Here is a 19695-nt window from a genome sequence, read left to right on the forward strand (position 1 = left end):
GGTCTGCTTGTCGTCAGGAGAGTCATTCGATGCGTCGTGCCACCCGTTGCCCCACCGCGACCGTCCGGGCCGTGCTCGCGCTGGGCTGCGCCACAGGTCTGGCCCTGGCGCCCTCGGCATCCGCCGAGCCCACCGACCCGGTGACCCCGTCGACGACGCCGGCCCCCTCCTCCTCCCCCTCCAGCACCGGCGGCACGAGCCCGAGCGTCGCGTGGACCGAGGACACGACCTCCCCGCAGGGTGACAACAACGACACCCCGCTCGGTGGCGAGGACCTCGACAGCCAGATCGCCGAGGCCGACGCCTTGGCGGCCGACCTGCTCAAGGACAACAAGGACATCGCCGCTGCGGTGAAGTCGCTCAGGTCCTACTCCAAGAAGGCCAACTCGCTGCTGCAGAAGAAGGCGAAGGCGCAGGAGGAGTACGACGACGCCAAGAGCGAGGCCGACCAGGCGCAGAAGGACCTCGACGCCTTCAGGTCACGGCTGTCGAAGGGGCGCAAGGACCTGCGCAGCTGGGCCTTCGACACCTACACGCAGGGTGGTGGCTACACCGACACGATGACGATGTTTGGCACCATCACCGGCGGCTCGCAGACCTCGGGCAACTCGGCGGGTGACCTCTCCTACCTCACCGACGAGCGCATCCGCACCGTCGACCTCGTCCGTGAGGACACCGTCACGCAGGCGTCCCTGACGAAGAAGAAGGACAAGGCCCTCGCTCGGGCCTCCGCGGCGAAGAAGCGCGCCGACCGGGCCAAGGCCCGCGCCGACAAGGTCCTCACGGAGCGCAAGACCGAGCTGGCCGCGCTGCGCCGCAAGCACGCCGACGAGCTGAAGAAGGCCGGCCCGATCGTCAACGCGCTCATCGGCCAGCCGGACTCCCGGGCCCAGGGCGCCAGCGACCGGCTGACGGGCGCGCTCGAGGACCTCGGGCAGGACATCAGCGAGTTCGAGGACGCCAAGCCCTGCTCGACCAACACCGAGACCTACCCCAACGGCCAGATCCCGCCGAGTGCCCTCTGCCCGCTGCTCGGCGCTCCGGGTGAGTCGCTGCGGCCCAAGGCGGCGGCGGCCTTCAACGCGATGAGCAAGGCCTACCAGCGCGACACGGGCAACCTGCTGTGCGTCACCGACAGCTACCGCTCGTACGCGGAGCAGGTCGTCACCAAGCAAAACCGCGGTGGCTGGGCCGCGGCCCCCGGCACGAGCAACCACGGTCTGGGCAAGGCGCTCGACCTGTGCGGCGGCATCAACAACTTCGGCCACCCGGCACACGCCTGGATGCAGCAGAACGCGCCGCTCTACGGCTGGTTCCACCCCTCGTGGGCCGCGGCCGGTGGCAGCCTCCCCGAGCCGTGGCACTGGGAGTTCGCCGGCTGATCAGCCGGCCTGTGACCCCACCTGTGCCTGCGGGGTCTTCACCGGGACGAGCACAGCCAGTCCCGCCGCGAGGACGAGGGCGATACCGAGGATGCCCCAGTACTGCGTGTTGTCCTGGCCGGTCACGAGCGACCCGATCCAGATGAAGAGGCCGAAGGCCGCCGGGGACAGGAAGGACACCACTCGCCCGGTCGTCGCGTAGAGACCGAAGATCTCACCGCCCTGCCCCTCGGGGATCACCCTGGCCAGGAAGCTGCGGGAGGCGGCCTGGGCCGGCCCGACGAAGGCCGTCATCGTCAGCCCGAGGGTCCAGAAGACCATCTTGCCCCCGTCGTGGAGGACGAAGATCGCCATCCCGATGGCGACGAGCGAGACGAGCGAGATGAGGATGACCCGCTTGGGTCCCAGGACGTCGTCGAGCAGACCGAAGAGCATCGTCGCGATGCCCGCCACGATGTTGGCGACCGCACCGAAGATGATGACCTCGCCGGCCGTCAGCTCGAAGGTCCCGGCGGCGAGCACCGCGCCGAAGGCGAAGACGCCGGCCAGGCCGTCGCGGAAGAGCGCGGAGGCACCGAGGAAGTAGACCGTGTGCCGGGACTGCCCCCACAGCCGGCGAAGGGAGGCCCACACGAGCTTGTAGGACGCGACCACGCCGACCCGGGGACCCGGCTCCTTGGGCGCGTCACGCAGCACCGCGAAGGTCGGCAGGGTGAAGAGCAGGATCCACAAACCGCAGACGAGCATCGAGACGCGGATGTCGATCGCGCCCTCGTCGCTCACGCCGAAGAGGCCCACCTCGGGCTGGATGAAGAGGAAGTACAGCAGCAGGAGCACGAGGATGCCGCCGAGGTAGCCCATCCCCCAGCCGAAGCCGGACACCCGGCCGACGTTGCGGGGCGAGGCCACCTGCTCGATCGAGGCGTTGTAGTTGACGCTGGCGATCTCGGAGACGATCGAGCCGGCGCCGAGGAGCACCAGACCGAGCACGAGGTAGCCGGGCTCGGGCTTGACGAAGAAGAGCGAGGCCGACAGCGCCGCCAGCAGCCAGGTCTGCAGCCGCAGGTTGCGCACTCCCTTGCCGGAGCGGTCGGAGTTCTGCCCCAGCACGGGCGCGAGCAGGGCGACGAGCAGTCCGCTGACGGCCGTCGAGACGGCCAGGGCCGTCGACGTGGTGTTGGTCGACCCGAAGCTCTCGCTCGTCAGGTAGACGGCAAAGACGAAGGTCGTGATGACCGTGTTGAAGGGCTGCGAGCCCCAGTCCCACATGGCCCAGCCGAGGATCCGTCGCCACCCGCCCTGGGGCTCGGCGCGCAGCGCGGTGGTCGGCCCCGGAGGCGTGGTCACATCAGTCACGAGGTGAGGCTATCTCGTCGATGTGCGCTCGGACGGTAGGACGCGCTATCCTGTGGGGTCGCCCCAGATCCTGCCCCGCACGACCCTGACGGTCCGGTGCGTGGCGGCGGGCTGGAGGGGCCACTGCACCGCAAGGACGCGTGTGGCAGGAACACGAGACGCACCCACGGCGTTGACACGACATGAGAGGTCTGTGCGCAGGGGCGCAGACATCGAGAGAGACACCAGGAGACAGCCACATGGCAGAGCGCACGCTGCGCGGTACGCGCATGGTCAGTTTCAGCATGGAGACGACGGACAACGTCGTGCCCAGCGACCGTCAGATCACGGCCTACGTCTGCGACGACGGCCACAAGACGGAGCTGCCCTTTTCGGTCGAGGCCGACATCCCCGGCACCTGGGAGTGCCGCTGCGGCAAGCTCGGCAAGCTCGTTGACGGCCCCGAGCCGGAGATCAAGCCGGCGAAGCACGTGCGCACCCACTGGGACATGCTGCTCGAGCGTCGCTCGATCCCCGAGCTCGAGGAACTCCTCGAGGAGCGTCTGGCGCTGCTGCGCGCCAAGCGTGGCGAGAAGCCGCGCAAGCGCTCCGCCTGACCCACGCGGATGACGAAGGGGGCCGCCGCACCGGATCGGTGCGGCGGCCCCCTTCGTCTGTGTCCCGCCTCAGTCGTCGACGATCTCGCCCTCGACGACGTCTCCGTCGTGGTCGCGGGTGCGCCGCACCCGCGCCTCCCCCGGGGCGACGTCGAGGCCGACCGCGAGCAGCTTGCGGGCGACGACGGCCTCCAGCCCGATGCGCGCGATCGGACGGGTGAAGGGCAGGACGAAGACCAGCCCGACGACGTCGGAGACGAAGCCCGGGAAGGTGAGCAGCAGCCCACCGACGAAGACGAGGATCGCGTCGGCGATCTCGCGGCTGGGCATCTGCCCGCTGCGCAGGGTCGTGCGCAGCGCGGTGGCCGTGCGCCGTCCTTCGCGTCGGAGCAACCACGCACCGAGGGCCGAGAGGGCGATGACGAGCAGCAGGGTCGGCCAGAAGCCGATCCAGCGGCCGACCGCGATGAGCGCAGCGATCTCGACGATCGCCCACACGATCAGAACGAGCGGGATCCACGCCACCCGACGGCGGCGGCGCGGCGTCGGCCCGTGGATCACAGCCGGTGCCAGGTGGGCTCGCGGTCGAGGAGACGGCGCACCTGGCCCTTGCGGTGCGCGATGCCCCAGCCGGTGATCCGGGCCATGGACTCGCGCACGACGTCGCCGTCCATCTTGGAGTCGCCGATCTCCCGCTCGATGAAGGTGATCGGGAACTCGACGACCTTGAGCCCAGCCCGGACGGTGCGCACCGTCAGATCGGTCTGGAAGACGTAGCCGGCGCTCTCGACCTCGTCGAGGCCGATCGTGCGCAGGGTGTCGGCGCGGTAGACGCGGTAGCCGGCGGTCGCGTCGTTGACCGGCATGCCCAGGATCAGCTTGATGTAGAGGTTGCCGGCCATGCTGATCGCCTTGCGGTCCAGCGGCCAGTTGACGATCTTGCCGCCGAGGACGTAGCGCGAACCGATGACGAGGTCGGCGTCGGCGGCCTCCGCCAGCATCTGCGGCAGGTGCTCGGGGCGGTGCGACCCGTCGGCATCCATCTCGACCACTGCGTCGTAGCCGTGCTCCAGTGCCCAGGCGAAGCCGGCGAGGTAGGCGGCGCCGAGCCCCTCCTTGCCCTTGCGGTGCAGCACCTTGACCTGGGGGTCGGCCGCGGCCATGGCGTCGGCCACGTCACCGGTGCCGTCCGGCGAGTTGTCGTCGAGGACGACGACGTCGGCACTCGGGACCGCGGCGCGGGTCCGCTCGACGATGAGCGGGAGGTTGTCGCGCTCGTTGTACGTGGGGATCAGCACAGCGACCCGCTCGATCGGCGGACGCTGCACGGGGGTGGAGTCAGGCACCTGCGGAGGCTTCCTCGGTCTGGTCGGACGGCTCGTCATCGGACGGGGGCTGGTCCTCGACCCTACCCTCGGGGCGGTGGCGCAGGCGCCACGCCACGGCGAGGGCGAGCAACAGGGCACTCCCCCACTCGACCCAGGGACCGAGCCGGTCGGAGATCGTCAGCCCGCTGCGCAGGACGACGTCCTCGACGGGCTGCGCCGCGGTGAAGAGGTCGGTCGTCGGGGTGGTGCTGCCGTCGGGGTGGACGAATCCGGAGACCCCGACGGTCGACACGTGGGCGACGCTGCGCCCGTGCTCGATGGCCCGGATCCGCGAGATCGCGTACTGCTGGGTCGACTCCGCGGTGTAGCCGAAGGTGGCGTTGTTGGTCTGCACCACGAGGAGGCTGGGGTCCCCCTTCGCGTCGGCCTCGCGCACGGCCGAGCGCATCAGACCGTCGTAGGCCACCTCGAAGCAGATCGTGGGCACCGCGGAGAAGTCACCCTCGCGGCCCGGGACGGTGAAGGCGGCATTGCGGTCTCCCTTCGCGAAGCCGACGCGCACGAGGTCCACCTTGTCGCTGAAGAGCCGGTAGAAGTCACGGTGCGGGACGTACTCGGCGAAGGGGACGGGGTGCTGCTTGACGTACCGCTCGGGCTCGCCGCCGCCGGGCCGGTAGTACAGCGAGGCATTGGAGACGGCTGGCGCCGGCTCGTCGATGATCGCCCCCATGATGAGCGGGGTGTCCGTGGCGTCGAGGGCACGCTGGACCTGCTCGGCGGCGTCGGCATTGCGCAGCGGGTCGATGTCGGAGGAGTTTTCCGGCCAGATGACCACGTCGAGTTCGTCGTGGCGGGCGGCCAGCGCCTCCGTCCCGGTGACGTGGTTGTCGAGGACCTGGCGCCGCTCCGCGTTGAAGTCCAGACCGGCGCGCGGCACGTTGCCCTGCACGAGGCCGACCCGGGCCGTCGCGTCACCGCTCGTGGGGATCGGGACGAGAGCGGTGCCGACGACGGCCACCACGGCGATGGCGAGCGCGACCACAGGCGGTCGCCGGGTGACGACCACGAGCACGAGCGGGACCGCGACGAGGGCGACGGCGGCAGTGACGAGCGGCGCCCCGCCGATCGCTGCCCAGCGGGCGAAGGGGGTCTCCGCCTGCGCGAAGGCGATGCGGGCCCACGGGAAGCCGCCGTAGGGCAGCGTGCCGCGCATCCACTCCTGCAGGACCCACAGCACGGGGACGAGGAGGGCGGCGGTCAGCTGGTGCCCGGCCCGCAGCAGCGGGCGCTGCACCGCCGCGAGCACGGCCCCCATGAGGGCCACGTAGAGCGCCTCGAAGGTCGCCAGGGCGAACCACGGGAACTTGCCGACGAAGATCCCCGACCAGCTGAGGGTCGGGACGAAGCAGGCCAGGCCGGCGACGAGCCCGAGGAGGAAGCCGACCCGGGCCGTGACATCCCACAGCGCGATGCCGACGAGGGCGACGCCGACGATCGCGAGGTAGCCCAGGTCGTGGTCGGGGAAGGCCAGCCACAGGCACAGGCCGCCGACGAGGGCGAGCAGCAGCCGGACGGGCAGGCGGCTGAGGGTCACTCCCACGGTGTGGTGAGGACGATCGTCGTGCGCGTCGAGACGCCGCCCTCGCTGCGGACCCGCGCCAGGAGCTCCTCGAGGTCCTGGGGGGTGCCGACGCGGACCCGGAGCAGGTAGTTGGCATCGCCCGCCACCGAGTAGCAGGCGTCGATCTCGGGGATGTCGCGCAGCCGCTCGGGGATGTCGTCAGGGTCGCGGGGGTCGAGCGGGGCGACGGAGACGAAGGCCGTCAGCGGGGTGCCGAGCGCGGTCGGGTCGATCGTCGCGGCGTACCCGGTGATGACGCCGCGCTCCTCGAGGCGCCGCACCCGCTGGTGGACGGCTGAGGTGGAGAGCCCGACGGCCTTGCCCAGGTCGGTGTAACTCATCCGCCCGTCGCCGCGCAGGAGCTCGATGATGCGTCGGTCAGCGGCTTCCATGGGTAAACCATAGGTCAGGGACATAGGGTCGGGGCATGTCCGATCCAGCTGGTGACCGTCTGCTCCTGCTCGACTCCGCCTCGCTGTACTTCCGGGCCTTCTACGGGGTGCCCGCACGCACGCCCGGCCCGTCGGGGCTGCCGACCAACGCGATCGCCGGCTTCCTCGACATGATCGCCACCCTCGTCACCCGCTACCGCCCGAGCCACGTCGTCGCCTGCTGGGACGACGACTGGCGTCCGCAGTGGCGCGTCGACGCGATCCCGACGTACAAGGCCCACCGCGTCGCCGAGGACCCCGCCGAGGGCGAGGAGGTGCCCGACGAGCTGAGCCCCCAGGTACCCGTCATCGCCGAGGCGCTCGCAGCCATCGGCATCGCCCGGGTCGGCGCGGCGGGCTACGAGGCGGACGACGTCATCGGCACCTACGGCATGCGCTACCGCGGGGTCATGCCCGTCGACGTGGTCACCGGTGACCGCGACCTCTTCCAGCTCGTCGACGACGCCTCGGCCACCCGGGTCGTCTACACCGCACGCGGTGGGGTGCGCGACCCCGACCTCGTGACGCAGGCCTTCCTCCGGGAGAAGTACGCCGTGGCATCCGGCGACGCCTACGCCGACATGGCCGCCCTGCGAGGTGACACGAGCGACGGCCTGCCCGGAGTCAAGGGCATCGGGGACAAGACCGCGGCCGCGCTCATCGCCGACTTCGGCAGCCTGGCCGGGGTCCGCGAGGCCCTGGCCGCCGGCGACCCGCGGATCAAGGGCGCTCGACGGGCCAACCTCGAGGCCGCGAGCGACTACCTCGACGTCGCGCCGCTCGTCGTGCGCGTCGCGCACGACGTCCCAGTGGGCGACGGCGACATCCGCCTCCCCCGCGACATCGTCGATCCAGCCGCGATGAGCCGGCTCGCCGTCGAGCACGGTCTCACCTCCCCCTTCGACCGGGTGGCGACCGCCCTGCGCGGCTGACCCCACCCGCGACCACGGACTCCCGCATTTCCCTAGGGAAATGCGCACAGGCCCCGTATTTCCCTAGGGAAATGACCGCCAGCCTGGTGATTTGCCTAGGGAAATGCGGGGTGGGGACGGGGTCAGTCGAGGCGGTCGGCGGCGACAACCCCCCGCATCACCTTGTCGACGGCCGTGCGGGCCACGCCGCGCAGGTGCGGCTGCGGGGCCGCGTCTCCGATCTGGTCGAGCAGGTCGACGACCTGCTTGCACCGCCGGACGAAGTCGCCCGCGGTCAGGTCCGAGCCCGAGAGCACCTCGTCGAGGCGCCGGCCGCTGGCCCACCGGTGCACCGCCCACGCCAGCCCACCGTCCGGCTCGCCGGTCTGCTGCAGGGCGTGCGCGCCCTCGAGCTCCTCGAGCTCGCTCCAGCGGCGCACCATGTCCTGCCAGGCGTCGGCCACGCCGTCCGTGGGCATCCGCGGGAAGGCGTCGTGCTCGTCGCGTCGGGGCTCGTGCACGAGCATCGACACGACCGCCGCGAGCTCGGCCGGGTCCAGCCGCGTCCACGCGCCCCCGCGCAGGCACTCGGCGGTGAGCAGGTCCTTTTCGGTGTACAGCCGCCGAAGTCGGGTGCCGAGGTCGGTGACGCTCTCGCCGTCCTCACCGAGGTACCCCAGGCCGACGAGCACCGTGCAGATGCGCTCGAAGGTCTGCGCCACCGAGTTGGTGCGCAGCTCGACCTTGCGCTGCAGCGCGGAGGTCTCGCGCTTGAGCTTCCACCACCGCGCGGCCCAACGGGCGTGCTCCTCGCGCTCGGGGCACTGGTGGCAGGGGTGTGCCTTGAGCTCGCGGCGCAGCTGCTCGATCCGCTCGTCCTCCCCCTTCGCCGTCTCGACGGCCTCCCGCCGCACGCTCGGCGCGTCCTCGTGCGGCGCCTTGATCCGCAGCGTCGCCGCGAGGTCGGACCGCTGCTTGGCCGACTTGGGGTTGAATCCCTTCGGGATCGCCAGACGGCCGAAGGGGGCCAGCGGCCGGTCGAGGTCGGCGGCGGTGAGGCGTCGCACCTGCTTGCCCTCGGTGAGCACCGTCGGTGCGCTCGACTCCCCCTTGTACGAGCGTGGCGGGGCGATGACGACCGCCAGGCCGGCGCGTCGGCCGCCGAGCCGGACGATGTCACCGACCCGCAGCTCCTCGAGCGACACGGCGATCTCCGCCCGCCGGTTGGCACTGCGCTTGCGCGAGCCCTCCTTCTCGAGATCGGTGATGCGTCGCCGCAGCGCGGCGTACTCGCGGAAGTCACCGACGTGGCAGTGCATCGCCTCGGCGTAGGCCTGCAGCGACTCCTGCTGGTCGCGGACCTGGGTCGCCAGCCCGACGACCGCCCGGTCTGCCTGGAACTGCGCGAAGGAGGTCTCGAGCACCTCCTTGGCCGTCTGCCGCCCCACCTGGGCGACGAGGTTGACCGCCATGTTGTACGTCGGGCGGAAGCTCGAGCGCAGCGGGTAGGTGCGGGTCTGGGCCAGCCCGGCCACGGCCATCGGGTCCATCCCCCGCGACCACACGACGAGGGCGTGCCCCTCGACGTCGATGCCGCGCCGGCCCGCGCGGCCGGTCAGCTGCGTGTACTCCGCCGGGGTGATCTCCACGTGGGACTCGCCGTTGAACTTCACCAACTTTTCGAGCACGACCGTGCGCGCCGGCATGTTGATGCCCAGGGCCAGGGTCTCCGTGGCGAAGACCGCCCGGATGCGGCCGGCGGTGAAGAGCTCCTCGACGACCTCGCGGAAGAGCGGGAGCATCCCGGCGTGGTGGGCCGCGAATCCTCGCGACAGCCCCTCGACGAACTGGTGGTAGCCGAGGACGTCGAGGTCCTCCCCCGCGAGCACCGCGGCCCGCTCCTCGACCGTGCGCCGGTTGCGCTCGCCCTCTCGCTCGGAGATCAGGCGCACGTCGTTACCGAGCAGCTGCCCGACGGCGCCCTCGCACCCCGCCCGACTGAAGATGAAGGTGATGGCCGGCAGCAGCCCGTCGCGGTCGAGCTCGCGGATGACCTCGGTGCGCGACGCGGCGCCACCGAAGCGGCCTCCCCCGCCACGCGGACCCGGCGCGGTGTGCTCACCCCGACCCCGCGCGTCGCGACGGTCGCGGCCACCGCGCCGGTCACGACCACCGCGGCCGTGCCCACCTCGACCACCGCGACCGGGTCCCCCTTCGTCACCGGTGGAGCGCAGCCGCGAGCGGATCGCGTCGAGGAGCTCGGGGTTGACCTTGGCCGGCGAACCCTCGGCGGCGCCGGCCTCGTCGACGAAGAGGTCATGGACCTCGCGACCCACCTGCATGTGCTGCCACAGCGGGACTGGACGCACCTCGGAGACGATGACCTCGGTACCGCCGCGCACCTCGGCGAGCCAGTCACCGAACTCCTCGGCATTGCTCACCGTCGCCGAGAGCGAGATCACCTGCACCGAGCGCGGCAGGTGGATGATGACCTCCTCCCACACGGCGCCGCGGAAGCGGTCGGCGAGGTAGTGCACCTCGTCCATGACGACGAAGGCGAGGGTGTCGAGGGTCGTCGACCCCGCGTAGATCATGTTGCGCAGGACCTCGGTCGTCATGACGACGATCGGTGCCTCGCCGTTGATCGAGGTGTCGCCGGTGAGCAGCCCGACGTTGTCGTGGCCGTGGCGGGCGGCGAGCTCGTGGTACTTCTGGTTGCTCAGCGCCTTGATCGGCGTCGTGTAGAAGGCCTTCTGCCCCCGGACCAGCGCCAGGTGGACTGCGAACTCGCCGACGATCGTCTTGCCCGCGCCGGTCGGCGCGGCGACGAGCACGCCGTGCCCGGCCTCCACGGCCTCGCAGGCGTCGCGCTGGAAGGGGTCGAGCTCGAACCCCAGCGAGTCGGCGAAGGTGGCCAGCTGGCCCCTGCTGCGACGGCGGGCGGCGGCATATCGGTCGGCGGGCGAGGACATGCCCCCACGCTATGCCAGCGGCGTCAGCGCAGCGGTGAGGCCTGGTCGTCCGGCAGGTCCGACCAGTCCGGCTCCTCGCCGGCCTCGACCCGCCGCCTGTCGATGAGCAGGCAGACGCCGAGCGCGATGAAGTACAGCAGGCACAGCGGACCGGCGAGCAGGAACATCGTGAAGGGGTCCGGCGTCGGCGTGATGACCGCGGAGGCGATGAAGATCAGCAGGATCGCCACCCGCCAGGACTTCTTGAGCGTCTTGCCCGAGAGCACGCCGATGGCGCACAGACCGACGAGGAAGACCGGCAGCAGCCAGGCCAGGCCGAAGGCGAGGATGAAGCGGGTGATGAAGGTGAAGTAGTCGCTCGCCTGCTGGATGTTGCTCGACTTGTCGTCGTCCGGCGTGAAGCCGAAGAGGATGAGCAGCGCCTTGGGCAGGGTGACGTAGGCGAAGTAGCAGCCGCCGAGGAAGAGCGGCAGCGCCGTCGCGAAGACGCCGATCGACATCCGCTTCTCACGCTTGGTCAGCCCGGGGAGGATGAAGGCCCAGATCTGCCAGACCCAGATCGGGCTGGCGAGGATCACCCCGGTGAAGAGGGAGAGCCCGAGCTGGGTGGTGAAGGCCGAGGTCGCGTTGCCGAAGTTCAGCGTGACGACGCTGTCGGGGTTGGCCCTCTTGTACTCCGTGAAGGGCAGGGTGAGCTGCTCGTAGACCGTCGGGTAGATGATCCACGCGACGATCGCGCCGAGGACGATCGCCGCGGCCGAGACCATCAGCCGGTTGCGGAACTCGATGAGGTGCGCCTTGAGCGGCATCCGCCCCTCGGGGTCCTTGGGCGTGCGTGGGCTACGAGCCATGCGGGTTGTGGACGAAGGGGGGTGGCTCAGGCCACCGGGCCGGACTGGTTGTCCGTGCGGGGCTTGGCCTCGTCGATGACGGCGTTGCCGTCGGCGGTCGGGGTGCTGCCGGCCTGCCCCTGCTTCCTGGCCTCCTCGCGCTGGCGGTCCTCTTCCTTCATCTCGCTGACCTCGGCCTTGAAGACGCGGGCGGACTTGCCGACGCTGCGCGCGGCGTCCGGGAGCTTCTTGAAGCCGAAGAGCAGCAGGATGACGAGCAGGATGAGGATGATTTCCATGGGACCCAGATTGGGCATGGCAAGACCTTTCAGGTGGCGACCAACGTTGTCAGTGTATGCCTCGACCCTGTGCGCGAGCCGTGAGGCGTCAGTGTGCGTCGTAGCCGCTCAGGGCCTGCTCGGCGGCTCCCTCGACGGCAGCTCGAGCTGACTCCGGCGCGACGACCTGCGCTCCGCCGCCCAGCCGCAGCACGAGACGGCGGAGGAATCCCTCATTGCTCGTCGGGAGCGTGACGAGCAGATCTTCACCCGCCGTTTCGCGAGATGTCACCGGGTAGTACTCCGCGACCCAGTGGGCGGACGGCGCGAGGCGCAGGGTGACCGGCAGGTCGGCGTCGCTGGCCTGGTAGGCGCCGGCGCTGAGGTCGCGACCGGTGATGCCCTCGGGCAGGCGGGCCGGCACGTCGAGCACCTCGAGGTCCTCGATCCGGTCGACGCGGAAGAGGCGCACGTCCTGCGCCCGGTGGCACCAGCCCTCGAGGTACCAGTGACCGTCGACGTGGGCCAGCCGCATCGGGTCGACATCGCGCTCGGTGCGCTCGTCGCGACTCGGGACGACGTAGGACAGGTGCACGCGGCGGCCGGCGGTCACGGCGTCGCGCAGGGCCGCTGTGGTGCGTCCGACCTCGGTGTCGTCCTCGACGACCACCACCCGGTCGACCCCGGGGATCGCCCCGGTCGCCTCCTCGAGCTTGGCCAGGGCACGCTCGACCGCGCTGGAGTCGCCGGCGCCGCTCGCGGCGAGCGAGCGCAGCCCGACGATCAGCGAGATCGCCTCGTCGACGGTGAGCCGGAGCGGTCGGGCGATGGCATCGGCATTGGTGACGAAGACGCGGCCGCCCTCGTAGCTCGCCTCGATCATCTCGTCGGGCATCTGCCCGTACCCGCACATGAAGAGCAGGTCGAGGTCCTTGGTCAGCTGCTCCTCGCTGATCCCCAGCCCGGCGGCCGCCGCGGAGATCTCGATCCCCTGGCGGCTCACGAGCCACGGGACCATCGTCAGCAGCCGCTGGACGCGGCTCGTCGCGGACTCGACACCCTGACGACTCATCGGGGGCTCCCTTCGTGGGTGGCGACGGCCCGCAGCCGGGAGACGACGGCCTGGCGCAGCTCGGTGGGCTCCTCGACGACGACGTCGGCGCCGTGGCTGGCGATCTCGTCGGCGAGCCAGCGCAGGTCACCGTGCTCGAGGTGCAGGCGGTCCCACTGCGGCTCGGCGTCCTCGACGCGCACGGCGCGTCGGCGCAGCCCGTGGCCCGTGCCGACGCGCACGCGCAGCACCGCCGGCAGCGGCTGGGGCTCGCGGCCGTCGACGGCGGCGATCATGCGCACCGGGTCGACGTCGTCGGGCGCGGCGACGGTGATCGACTCGCGGGTGACCGTGACCGTCGAGGTGATCCGCGACAGGCGGAAGACGCGCGCAGCCTCGCGGTCGAGGTCGTGGCCGACGAGGTACCACCGACCGTGCCACGCGGTGAGGTACCAGGGCTCGACCCGGCGCGGGGAGGCTCCGCCGGTCCCGGGGCGGGCGTAGTCGAAGCGGACGGCGACCCCCGACAGCACGGCGTCCTTGAGGGGCTCGAAGGCCGGCTCCGCGCCACCGAGCCGCGGCTCGAGACCGGCGAAGGGGTCCTCCCCCACCTCGTCGTCGGCCGCGACCTTGCGCCAGGCCGTCGCGGCGGTGCCGGCCATCGTCGCGTGCGCCCAGGCGCGGCTCGCGAGCCCGACGACGGCGCGCTCGTCGGCGGTGAGCTCGACGGGCGGCAGGGCGTAGTCGCGCTGGTCGATGCGGTAGCCCTGCTCGTCCTCGAAGGAGCCGATGTCCTCGGTGACGAGCGGGATGCCCATGGCGCGCAGGTCCTCCTTGTCGCGCTCGAACATCCGGTCGAAGGCCTCGTCGGACTCGACGAGCTGGTAGGCCTCAACCATGCGACGGATCCGCTGCTTGGGCAACGGCATCCGCGACGAGAGCAGGCTCATCGTCAGGTTGAGCAGTCGCTCCGTCTTGGCCGCGGGGGTGTTGGGTGCTGCCACGTCGCTCCCTTCGTCACGCTGAGGCTAACCTGCCGCACATGATCCACTGGCGCAGCGGCGTGGTCCGCGAGGTGACCCGTGCCCGGCGCGGCGCGGTCCGGCTGCGCGTCGAGGTCGACGGGGCGGACGTCCCCGCGCTGGCCCTCACCGAGGTCGTCGGCTCTCCGGAGCCCGGCGACGAGGTGCTGCTCAACATCTCGGCCCTGCGCCGAGGTCTCGGGACGGGCGGCATGGCGCTCGTCGTCGCCGACGTCACCCGCCCGCCCGCCGACCCGGCAGACGGCCCCGGGCACATCGTCAAGGCGCGCTACACACCGCTGCAGCAGATGGTCCAGACCCTCGAGGAGCAGGAGTCACCCCACCACGAGACGATGCGCGAGCACCCCGACATCGCCGGCGGCGACCTGCGCGGGCTGCCGGTCGTCGTGGCCGAGCTGCACTCGGCCCTGCCAGCCGTCCTCGCCGGCATCCGGTCGGTCGCGCCGCAGGCGCGAGTCGGGTACGTCATGACCGACTCGGCGGCACTCCCCTTCGCCCTGTCCGACAGCGCGGCCCGGCTCGTCGAGGCCGGCTGGCTCGCGACGACGATCACGGCAGGGCAGGCCTACGGCGGGGAGCACGAGGCGATCACGGTGCACTCGGCGCTCCTCGCCGCCCGGCACGTCCTCCGCTGCGACGTCGTCGTCGTCGCCCAGGGGCCGGGCAATGCCGGCTCGTCGACGACGTGGGGCTGGTCCGGGCTGTCCACCGGCGACGTGCTCAACGCCGTCCACGTCCTGCGCGGGCGGGGCGTCGTCGTGCCGCGGGTCTCCGGCAGCGACCCGCGCCCACGGCACGTCGGACTCTCGCACCACACGGCCACCGTGCTCTCGCGGGCGCTGCTCGGTGGGGCCGACGTCGTCGTCGCGGACTCGACCGATGCGCCCTGGCCGGATGTCCGTGAGCAGCTCGAGACGGCGATCAGCACGTCGGCCGGCGCGCCGCACCTGGTACCGCTGCCCCTCGACGGGGTCGCCGAAGCGCTCGCCACGAGCCCGGTCCCGCTGACGAGCATGGGCCGGAGTGCGACGGAGGACGTCACCCCCTTCGTCACCGCGGCCCTGGCCGGCCGGCACGCCGCCGCACTGCTCCCCTGAACTCCCGCATCTCCCTAGGGATATGCGCACGCCAGCCGCATTCCCCCATGTAGATGCGGCCCCCGGCGACACCTCCCTGGGGAGATGCGCCGGGGGCGGGTGGAGCAGAGGTGAGGTCGGGGTCAGCCGACCTTGACGAGGTCCACGACGAAGATCAGCGTCTCGCCACCCTTGATGGCAGCGCCGGCGCCGCGGTCGCCGTAGCCGAGGTGCGGCGGGATGGTGATCTTGCGGCGACCACCCTCCTTCATGCCGAGGAGACCGTCGTCCCAGCCCTTGATGACCTGGCCGATGCCGGCGGTGAAGGCGAGCGGGGCGCCGCGGTTCCACGACGCGTCGAACTCCTCACCGGTCGAGTGGGCGACGCCGACGTAGTGCGCCTGGATGGGCGACCCGGGGGTCACCTCGGCACCGTCACCGACGGTGATGTCCTCGACGACGAGGTCGGTGGGCGCCTCGCCCTCGGGGAAGTCGATCTCGGGCTTGGTGGTGCTGGGGTCGAAGGGCATGTGGCTCTCCTTGTCGTGGGTGTGGCGGGGGTGGGGTCGGGTCAGGGTGCGCTGAGGATGTCGACGACGAAGACGAGGTCCTCGTTGGGCTTGATCGAGCCGTCCGGGGTGCCCTGCTCGCCGTAGCCCTCCTTGGACGGGACGACGACGAGCAGACGGTCGCCGACCTTGGAGCCCTCCACGGCCTTGTCCCAGCCAGGGATGACGCCCTGCTGACCGACGACGAAGGGGAAGGGCCCGCGGCCCTCCTTGAAGGAGCTGTCGAAGACCTCACCGCTCTTGAACTTCACGCCGGTGTAGCTGACGTACACCTGGTCGCCCTTCTTGACCGTCTTGCCGGTGCCCTCGATGAGCTTCTCGGTGACGAGCTTCTTCGGCTTCTTCGCGTCCTTGGGGATGGTGATGTCGGCGGGCGCGTCGGCCTTCCACTTCACGGTTGGCAGGGTCTTGTCCTTGGGCGTGACGGCCTTGCCCTTCGCCTCCTGCGGCATGATGCCGCGCACGTCGTAGACGAGGACGAGGTTGTCCTTGCCGTCGACGCCGTACTGGGGCATGCCCTGGTCGCCGAAGAGGTCCTTGGGCGGCATGACGGAGACGCCGTGGGCGCCGACCTTCTGCCCCTTGATCGACTTCACGAGGCCCGGCAGGGCGCCCTCGTTGCCGAGGGAGAGGACGATCGGGGCACTCGTGTACGTCTCGGAGCCCTCGATGGCCTTGCCGTCCTTGCCGGAAAACATGGCGAGGTCGACCTCGACGTAGGCGTCGTCCGGCAGGGTCTCGCCGGACCCCTCGTCGAGCACCTTGCGCGTCGTCTCGGTGACGCTCAGCGGCTTGTCCTCGATCGAGATCGACGGCGCCTTCTTGCCCTTGGCCTCCGTGATCTCGATGTCCTCGACCTTCTTGGTGTCCTCCGGCTTGGGGTCCGCGAGGGTCACCGGCGAGGACTCGGACGACGAGGCCGACGAGGCCGACGCGTCGGTCTTGCCGTCACTCGTCGCGTCGGTGTCGGAGTCACCGCCACAGGCACTGAGCGCGAGCACGGCGGCGGCGGACACCGCGGCAGCGGTGGTCAGTCGGGGGGACTTCGGCACGATCAACCTCGATGTGTGGGAAACGCGTTGGCCCCGGCAGCCTAACCACCGAGTCTGGACACTGCCTGACTCAGGGGCCCGCCGGGGTGGGCCGCGACGCCAGCAGCTCGAGCAGCCGGTCGACCCGCTCGTCCACCGCGCGGAAGGGGTCCTTGCACAGCACGGTGCGCTGCGCCTCGTCGTTGATCTTCAGGTGCACCCAGTCGACGGTGACATCACGCCCGTGCTCGCGTGCCGTGCGGACGAAGTCGCCGCGCAGCCGGGCACGCGTCGTCTGCGGCGGCACGTCGACCGCCTCGCGGATCTGCTCGTCGGTGACGACGCGCGCGATCTTGCCCGCGCGCTGCAGCACGTGGTGGACGCCGCGGCGCGGGTTGATGTCGTGGTACGCGAGGTCGAGCTGGGCCAGACGCGGGTCGTCGAGGTCGAGCCCGTGGCGGCTCGCGTAGGCGTCGAGCAGGCGGTACTTGATGACCCAGTCGATCTCGGTGCCGACGGCGACCAGGTCGTCACGCTCGATCGCGTCGAGCGTGCGCTCCCAGAGGTCGAGCACCCGTGTGCTCACCTCGTCGTCGATGCCCTCGCGGGCCGCGTGCTCCGTGGCCCGGGCGAGGTACTCCCCCTGGATCTCGAGGGCACTCATCCGCCGCCCGTCGGCGAGCTTGACCGGGGTGCGTCCGGTAGGGTCGAGGCTGATGTCGCGGATCGCCCGGATCGGGTTGTCGAGCGCCATGTCCGGCAGGGCGACGCCCTCCTCGAGCATCCGCAGCACGAGGTGGGCGGCGCCCACCTTGAGCAGCGTGGTCGTCTCGGTCATCGCCGAGTCACCGACGATGACGTGCATCCGGCGGTAGTGCTCCGCGTCGGCGTGCGGCTCGTCGCGGGTGTTGATGATCGGCCGCGAGCGGGTCGTCGCCGACGACACCCCCTCCCAGATGTGGTCGGCTCGCTGACTGACCGAAAACCGCGCGCCGCGGGGTGAGGGCATGATCTTGCCGGTGCCGGCGATCAGCTGGCGGGTGATGAGGAAGGGCAGCAGCCCGTCGGTAACGGACGCGAAGTCCGAGGTGCGCTGCACGAGGAAGTTTTCGTGGCAGCCGTAGGAGTTGCCCGCGGAGTCGACGTTGTTCTTGAAGACGTAGATCTCCCCCGCGACGCCGTCCTCCTCGAGCCGTGCCTGGGCGTCGTCGACGAGGTCCTGCACGACGAGCTCACCGGCCCGGTCATGGGCGATGAGCGTGGTCAGGTCGTCGCACTCGGCGGTCGCGTACTCCGGGTGGCTGCCGACGTCGAGGTAGAGGCGGGACCCGTTGGGCAGGAAGACATTGCTCGAGCGGCCCCAGGTGACCACCTTGCGGAAGAGGTAGCGCGCCACCTCGTCGGGCGTGAGCCGCCGCTGACCGTCCGAGACCGCCGTGATGCCGAACTCGGTCTCGATGCCGAAGATGCGCCTGTCCACGTCTGCAGGCTAACCGTCGCCGCGAAGGGAGCCACGCACCCGCTGGAAGCACCGCCGGGGACGGTGCCGCTCCAGCACTGCGGCCTCGAGGGCGTCGGTCGGCAGCAGACCGCCGGCGTCGCCCCCTTCGGCCGAGCCGGAGAGGACCTCCACAGCGAGCCGGTGGGCGTCCTCGAGGTCCATGCCCGGCCGCCACTGCTCGTCGAGCAACTCGTTGAGCCGGGCGCTGTCGCCGCCGACCGCGACCCAGCCGCGCTCGTCGGCGACGGACCCGTCGTAGGTGAGGCGGTAGATCCGGTCGTCGGCGACGGCGCGACCGACCTCGGCGACGACGATCTCGACCTCGTAGGGCTTCTGGTCCTGGGTGAAGACGGTGCCGAGCGTCTGCGCGTAGGCATTGGCCAGGGCACGGGCCGTGACGTCGGAGCGGTCGTAGGAGTAGCCCCGCAGGTCGGCGTAGCGGATGCCGGCGACCCGCAGGTTTTCGAACTCGTTGTACTTGCCGACCCCGGCGAAGGCGATGCGGTCGTGGATCTCGCTGATCTTGTTGAGCGAGCGGCTGCTCGGGTTGTCGGCGACGAGGAGGATGCCATCGTCGTAGCCGAGGACGACGACCGAGCGGCCGCGGGCGATACCGGCGCGGGCGAACTCCGCCCGGTCGGCCATGACCTGCTCCGGGGAGACGTAGAAGGGTGGCTGCGTCATGCGCGGGCACCTCCCCCGTGACGGTCGGCGAGGACCTGCGTGACGACCTGCTCGCACTCTGCCTCGTTGACGAAGGAGACCCCCGACGCGTCGACGACCCCGACGACCGGCCAGATCCGGCGGTGGAAGTCCGGGCCACCGGTCGCGGAGTCGTCGTCGGCGGCGTCGTAGAGCACCTCGACCGCGACCCGCACCGCGGCTGCCCGGTCGAGGTCCGGGTGCCAGAGCTTCTTCAGGGAGCCGCGCGCGAAGAGCGAGCCGGAGCCGACGCTGTGGTGCTCCTGCTCCTCGTAGCACCCGCCGGTGACGTCGTACGAAAAGATGCGGCCCGCCCCCAACGCGGCGTCGTACCCGCCGAGCACCGGCAGGACGGACAGGCCCTGCATGGCCAGGGCGAGGTTGCCGCGGAGCATCGCCGCCAGACGGTTGGCCTTGCCCTCGACGGACATGTTGACGCCCTCGACCTTTTCGTAGTGCTCGAGCTCTACCTGGAAGAGGCGCACCATCTCCAGGGCCACGCCCGCCGTGCCGGCGATGCCGATGAGCGAGCTGTCGTCGGCCGCGTGGATCTTGCGCATGTCACGGTTGGCGATGAGGCTGCCCATGGTCGCGCGGCGGTCGCCGGCCATGACCAGACCGCCGCTGCAGGTCAGCGCGACGATCGTCGTGCCGTGCGGCGCGTCGACGACTCCCGCCGCTCCCGTCGCCCGGCCCCCGGGCAGCAGGCCAGGGTCGACCGCGGCGACGAAGTCCGTGAAGGAGGAGCTGCCGGCCGCGAGATAGGCGGCCGGCAGTCGTCCGTCGACGGGGTCGCGGCTCACTGGCCGCCCTTCTGCACGAAGCCCTTGACGAACTCCTCGGCATTGGCCTCGAGGACACCGTCGATCTCGTCGAGCACGGAGTCGACCTCCTCGTCGCGCGCGGCGTTGGTCGCCGCGACCTGACCGAAGCCCGTGTCCGGCTCGACGTCGTCGCCGCCACCGCTCGACTGGGGACGGATCTGCTCCTGGGCCATCGTTGCTCCTTCGCTACGGG

Annotated in this window: 20 protein-coding genes; 4 read left to right on the forward strand and 16 right to left on the reverse strand. The window is 71.0% G+C overall.

The window, feature by feature from the left end:
• Window positions 1-29 precede the first annotated feature (29 nt).
• On the forward strand, window positions 30-1382 hold the full coding sequence (locus CWN80_RS07875; RefSeq protein WP_007924272.1) for a M15 family metallopeptidase: 1353 nt from the start codon (window positions 30-32) through the stop codon (window positions 1380-1382).
• On the opposite strand, the gene CWN80_RS07880 is transcribed toward CWN80_RS07875, so the two are convergent.
• Window positions 1383-2738: an MFS transporter gene (locus CWN80_RS07880; protein ID WP_238148122.1), complete on the reverse strand. Its 1356-nt coding sequence runs from the start codon at window positions 2736-2738 to the stop codon at window positions 1383-1385.
• Window positions 2739-2977: 239 nt separating this feature from the next.
• Here CWN80_RS07880 and CWN80_RS07885 point away from each other — a divergent pair, with 239 nt between their 5' ends.
• Window positions 2978-3334 (forward strand): RNA polymerase-binding protein RbpA, encoded by a 357-nt coding sequence (locus tag CWN80_RS07885; RefSeq protein WP_007924267.1) that lies wholly within the window; start codon window positions 2978-2980, stop codon window positions 3332-3334.
• Window positions 3335-3403: 69 nt separating this feature from the next.
• On the opposite strand, the gene CWN80_RS07890 is transcribed toward CWN80_RS07885, so the two are convergent.
• The 4 genes from CWN80_RS07890 to CWN80_RS07905 are packed head-to-tail and all read right to left on the reverse strand — an operon-like array spanning window position 3404 to window position 6675.
• On the reverse strand, window positions 3404-3895 hold the full coding sequence (locus CWN80_RS07890) for an FxsA family protein (RefSeq protein ID WP_007924265.1): 492 nt from the start codon (window positions 3893-3895) through the stop codon (window positions 3404-3406).
• Complete coding sequence (locus tag CWN80_RS07895; RefSeq protein ID WP_007924263.1) at window positions 3892-4680, reverse strand: polyprenol monophosphomannose synthase; 789 nt, start codon at window positions 4678-4680, stop codon at window positions 3892-3894. The genes CWN80_RS07890 and CWN80_RS07895 overlap by 4 nt, the downstream gene beginning before the upstream one ends.
• Window positions 4673-6256 (reverse strand): apolipoprotein N-acyltransferase, encoded by a 1584-nt coding sequence (gene lnt / locus CWN80_RS07900; protein WP_007924261.1) that lies wholly within the window; start codon window positions 6254-6256, stop codon window positions 4673-4675. Before lnt ends, CWN80_RS07895 begins: the two co-directional genes overlap by 8 nt.
• The gene (locus tag CWN80_RS07905; protein WP_007924259.1) at window positions 6253-6675 is read right to left on the reverse strand and encodes an Lrp/AsnC family transcriptional regulator; all 423 of its coding nucleotides are present in this window, start codon (window positions 6673-6675) and stop codon (window positions 6253-6255) included. The genes lnt and CWN80_RS07905 overlap by 4 nt, the downstream gene beginning before the upstream one ends.
• Before the next feature lie 35 nt (window positions 6676-6710).
• On the opposite strand from CWN80_RS07905, the gene CWN80_RS07910 reads away from it, so the two are divergent.
• Window positions 6711-7646, forward strand: a complete 936-nt coding sequence (locus CWN80_RS07910) for a 5'-3' exonuclease (RefSeq protein ID WP_007924257.1) — start codon at window positions 6711-6713, stop codon at window positions 7644-7646.
• Window positions 7647-7768: 122 nt separating this feature from the next.
• Here CWN80_RS07910 and CWN80_RS07915 read toward each other — a convergent pair whose 3' ends face one another.
• The 5 genes from CWN80_RS07915 to CWN80_RS07935 all read right to left on the reverse strand — a co-directional run bounded on the left by CWN80_RS07915 (window position 7769) and on the right by CWN80_RS07935 (window position 13760).
• A complete protein-coding gene (locus CWN80_RS07915; RefSeq protein WP_128277102.1) occupies window positions 7769-10597 on the reverse strand; it encodes a DEAD/DEAH box helicase in 2829 nt (942 codons plus the stop codon).
• 23 nt (window positions 10598-10620) lie between these two features.
• On the reverse strand, window positions 10621-11448 hold the full coding sequence (gene tatC, locus CWN80_RS07920) for a twin-arginine translocase subunit TatC (protein ID WP_238148125.1): 828 nt from the start codon (window positions 11446-11448) through the stop codon (window positions 10621-10623).
• Window positions 11449-11474: 26 nt separating this feature from the next.
• Window positions 11475-11726 carry a Sec-independent protein translocase subunit TatA gene (tatA, locus tag CWN80_RS07925; protein WP_007924250.1) on the reverse strand — a complete coding sequence of 84 codons (252 nt, stop codon included), beginning with the start codon at window positions 11724-11726 and terminating at the stop codon, window positions 11475-11477.
• An 88-nt stretch (window positions 11727-11814) separates the two neighbouring features.
• A complete protein-coding gene (locus CWN80_RS07930; RefSeq protein WP_007924248.1) occupies window positions 11815-12777 on the reverse strand; it encodes a helix-turn-helix transcriptional regulator in 963 nt (320 codons plus the stop codon).
• Window positions 12774-13760 (reverse strand): helix-turn-helix transcriptional regulator, encoded by a 987-nt coding sequence (locus CWN80_RS07935; RefSeq protein ID WP_007924246.1) that lies wholly within the window; start codon window positions 13758-13760, stop codon window positions 12774-12776. The genes CWN80_RS07930 and CWN80_RS07935 overlap by 4 nt, the downstream gene beginning before the upstream one ends.
• A 38-nt stretch (window positions 13761-13798) precedes the next feature.
• Here CWN80_RS07935 and CWN80_RS07940 point away from each other — a divergent pair, with 38 nt between their 5' ends.
• A complete protein-coding gene (locus CWN80_RS07940) occupies window positions 13799-14896 on the forward strand; it encodes a DUF3866 family protein (RefSeq protein ID WP_007924244.1) in 1098 nt (365 codons plus the stop codon).
• Window positions 14897-15018: 122 nt separating this feature from the next.
• Here the strand turns inward: CWN80_RS07940 and CWN80_RS07945 are convergent, their stop codons facing one another.
• From CWN80_RS07945 to CWN80_RS07970, 6 genes are all read right to left on the reverse strand, one after another.
• Window positions 15019-15405, reverse strand: a complete 387-nt coding sequence (locus tag CWN80_RS07945) for an FKBP-type peptidyl-prolyl cis-trans isomerase (RefSeq protein ID WP_007924242.1) — start codon at window positions 15403-15405, stop codon at window positions 15019-15021.
• A gap of 41 nt (window positions 15406-15446) precedes the next feature.
• Window positions 15447-16496, reverse strand: a complete 1050-nt coding sequence (locus CWN80_RS07950; RefSeq protein ID WP_128277103.1) for an FKBP-type peptidyl-prolyl cis-trans isomerase — start codon at window positions 16494-16496, stop codon at window positions 15447-15449.
• 70 nt (window positions 16497-16566) lie between these two features.
• Window positions 16567-17955: a Pup--protein ligase gene (gene pafA / locus CWN80_RS07955; RefSeq protein WP_007924240.1), complete on the reverse strand. Its 1389-nt coding sequence runs from the start codon at window positions 17953-17955 to the stop codon at window positions 16567-16569.
• 9 nt (window positions 17956-17964) lie between these two features.
• Window positions 17965-18660: a proteasome subunit alpha gene (gene prcA, locus CWN80_RS07960; protein ID WP_007924239.1), complete on the reverse strand. Its 696-nt coding sequence runs from the start codon at window positions 18658-18660 to the stop codon at window positions 17965-17967.
• Complete coding sequence (prcB, locus tag CWN80_RS07965; RefSeq protein WP_007924236.1) at window positions 18657-19481, reverse strand: proteasome subunit beta; 825 nt, start codon at window positions 19479-19481, stop codon at window positions 18657-18659. Before prcB ends, prcA begins: the two co-directional genes overlap by 4 nt.
• Window positions 19478-19675, reverse strand: a complete 198-nt coding sequence (locus tag CWN80_RS07970; protein ID WP_007924235.1) for a ubiquitin-like protein Pup — start codon at window positions 19673-19675, stop codon at window positions 19478-19480. Before CWN80_RS07970 ends, prcB begins: the two co-directional genes overlap by 4 nt.
• Between the last annotated feature and the right edge of the window lie 20 nt (window positions 19676-19695).

The organism is Janibacter hoylei PVAS-1 (assembly GCF_004025845.1).
In the GTDB taxonomy this organism is placed as follows: domain Bacteria; phylum Actinomycetota; class Actinomycetes; order Actinomycetales; family Dermatophilaceae; genus Janibacter; species Janibacter hoylei.